Raw genomic sequence first — 378 nt, forward strand, 5'->3', positions numbered from 1 at the left:
AAGAGGAAATTTTAGAAGTTGAGTTATCAACATCCGCTGAAAGCCGACAGCTGATAACTGAAAGCTAACAATTTGGGGGATTAGCTCAGCTGGCTAGAGCGCCTGCCTTGCACGCAGGAGGTCATCGGTTCGACTCCGATATTCTCCACAAATCGATTGGTCGATTTGAAGATTAGCAGATTTGAAGATTTATTTTCAAATTAGCACATTTTCAAATTTTAAAATTGGTAAACGTTCATTGACATATTGCGATAAGAAACAAAGTAGAAAAGAATAGAAAGCACAGATTTTAGTGTTTAGCCAATAGCGAAGAGGCAATAGTTAATTCTGTTGGCTCATGCCTGATGGCTCTTTACTAAATAAAAGTACAATAAGCAA

At 37.6% G+C, this 378-nt stretch carries 1 tRNA gene; it reads left to right on the top strand.

Annotated elements, in window-relative coordinates:
* Positions 1–74 precede the first annotated feature (74 nt).
* A tRNA-Ala gene (locus KJK34_RS15145) sits at positions 75–148 on the top strand.
* Positions 149–378 lie beyond the last annotated feature (230 nt).

The organism is Flavobacterium coralii, from assembly GCF_019891545.1.
GTDB lineage: Bacteria > Bacteroidota > Bacteroidia > Flavobacteriales > Flavobacteriaceae > Flavobacterium > Flavobacterium coralii.